The organism is Shewanella sp. MBTL60-007, assembly GCF_019654915.1.
In the GTDB taxonomy this organism is placed as follows: Bacteria; Pseudomonadota; Gammaproteobacteria; order Enterobacterales; family Shewanellaceae; genus Shewanella.
In genome coordinates this window covers 1-2,046 of the sequence record NZ_BPET01000132.1, presented here as the reverse complement: position 1 = coordinate 2,046, position 2,046 = coordinate 1, and the positions used below count along the sequence as shown (strand labels likewise).

At 41.1% G+C, this 2,046-nt stretch carries 2 protein-coding genes and 1 pseudogene; 2 read left to right on the top strand and 1 reads right to left on the bottom strand.

Annotation, left to right across the window (positions count from 1 at the left end; translation table 11 throughout):
• Positions 1-71 precede the first annotated feature (71 nt).
• Positions 72-761 (bottom strand): hypothetical protein, encoded by a 690-nt coding sequence (locus tag K5Q92_RS23635; RefSeq protein ID WP_220771233.1) that lies wholly within the window; start codon positions 759-761, stop codon positions 72-74.
• Positions 762-1,114: 353 nt separating this feature from the next.
• Here K5Q92_RS23635 and K5Q92_RS23630 point away from each other — a divergent pair, with 353 nt between their 5' ends.
• Positions 1,115-1,321, top strand: a complete 207-nt coding sequence (locus K5Q92_RS23630) for a hypothetical protein (RefSeq protein WP_014386787.1) — start codon at positions 1,115-1,117, stop codon at positions 1,319-1,321.
• Positions 1,322-1,756: 435 nt separating this feature from the next.
• Positions 1,757-2,046: pseudogene (locus tag K5Q92_RS23625) on the top strand (hypothetical protein); the annotation flags it as partial.

Genomic DNA, 2,046 nt, shown 5'->3' with positions numbered 1-2,046 from the left:
ATGGAAGTTTTGCGGCATTCTGGCTACACAATAACGAGGGAAGACTTGCTCGCGGCTGCAACCCTGCTTGCTCAAAATCTATTCAAACATGGTTGTGCTTTGGGGAAATTATGAGGGGATCCCTCAGAGCTGTGCATTGAACCATGCAGTGTCAATTTGCCATCCTTTACTGCTTTATAGATAACGTCCCATGAGCTATAAATGGTCGGCACATCCCCTCGCATTTTCATGATTGCTTTGCCATGAGTCCCTGATAGCGTTTCATCAGAATGCCACTGTCTAAAGATTTTATTCGCGGTGGTTTCTGCATTGATTTCATCGAGTGCCTTTTGCACTTTCTCGTCCACTTTCAGGTCCCGTAGGCTCGCAAGTTTGCCACCATTGGTGTACCACTCGGTCATCGAGAGGTAGAGGTGCTTAAATTGTTGTTTGAGCGCAACCAAAGTACCTAGACGGTTTTTGATGCAGTAAAAAGCCAAGGTACGCCTAAACTGATGGGGTGTCATGTGCCATGGTTTTCCAACAATTACATCTTTTTTTACACGACTTGGTGAGCGAGGATTCGACTCAAGGCATTCAACGAAATCCTCTTCGGTTACAATGAAATTAAACTGATTACAAAAACGCTGTAGTCGGTGATTCCAGCCTGTAATCAATGTTGGGGGCTTGGAGCGGTATGCTTTATTTACCCAAATGGAGTCTTTGTATTTTTTATCTGGGTAAGTGGTTTCTTTGCGCCATTCTTCAGTTAATGTGGTCACAAACTTTATTGTTCCAAGACAGCCAATAACTGGTGTAATATTAACCTTAAATTCTCTACTTACGAAAATGTACCTTTTCCAAAGTAGAGCTTGTAAAATTTAAAGGTCGAATAGTTTGCGACTCACTTTTCGCGCACGAGGGGCATAAAGTCACGTATAAGCACCTTTTTGAGTGGATAAAAGGAACGATAGCCGTCCTATTCTAAAACCATGATATACCGGGTGGTTTAGCAGTGGCGTTATCCATTTTGGCGAACTCTATTCTACATAGAGTTGTATGTTGGCAAACTTTATTTTACCTACACACTTTTATTTTCATATTTCGGCACAACAAGGTACGGAGGCGGAAAATCGTGGATTTAACTGAAATGGCACTAGTAGCAGCAGTACTTTCAACTCTTGGTTTTGCAGTTACCCTTATACGGCATGTCTTGTTTAAAAGGGAGTTCTATAAACTAAAAGAGGACATGAAAAAACATACTCTTGAGCACGGTGTTAACGAGGAGCTATGGATTTTATTTGTTACGCGGTCACGGAAGATGCTTAGGTTCTGGAGGTAACATATGCTAAATAAAACAAAGTTTGAAAAAGTTCTAAGTAGAGTGATCAACAAAAACAGCGCTCGTTGCTCAAAGTGCAAGCGAATGTTTACTCAGCCATGTCATACCTTTGGTGGTCTCGATGCAGAGGGCAAAGTTCATAATGTAGCTCTATGCTGTAGAGACTATATTGTAGACATGCGCCATTATGGTGTTTATACAACCCTTCCAGTTAATACAGCAGAAGGTGAACGCCAGGCCAAAGAACTATTAGATTCCCACCCCAAAGACGCAAGCAGGTATTGACTGTTCTAGTGAAACAGCGAGCAAAACCAAGATTGCACCAAACGAACAAAGAGTAAAAGTAATTAAAAAACAGCCAGATACAAAGCTGTTCTAACAAAACAAAGACAAAATTCCCTTTATTGTCCCAAAAGAACACTCGAAGAGAAGCCAATGTGTAACGGAAAAGTTATTTTTGTTAGCCAGAGAGAGGCTGAGACTATTCACCCAGAGCCCGGAGTAGCAATGATTTCTATCACCGATCCGGGAAAACCTTTAGCTGAACTAGGTTCCTGGGAGCTGATATACAGAGATTCTTTTTTTGATGGAGGCTATAGTGAAGACGCTATCCACATCCATAAAGATGAGTTTCGAATGCGCTATTGTTCTTATATTGATTCAGAACAGGCAGAGAAACTAAAAAATTTCATATCTCAACTAATCTCTTCTGGAGTGAATAAAAT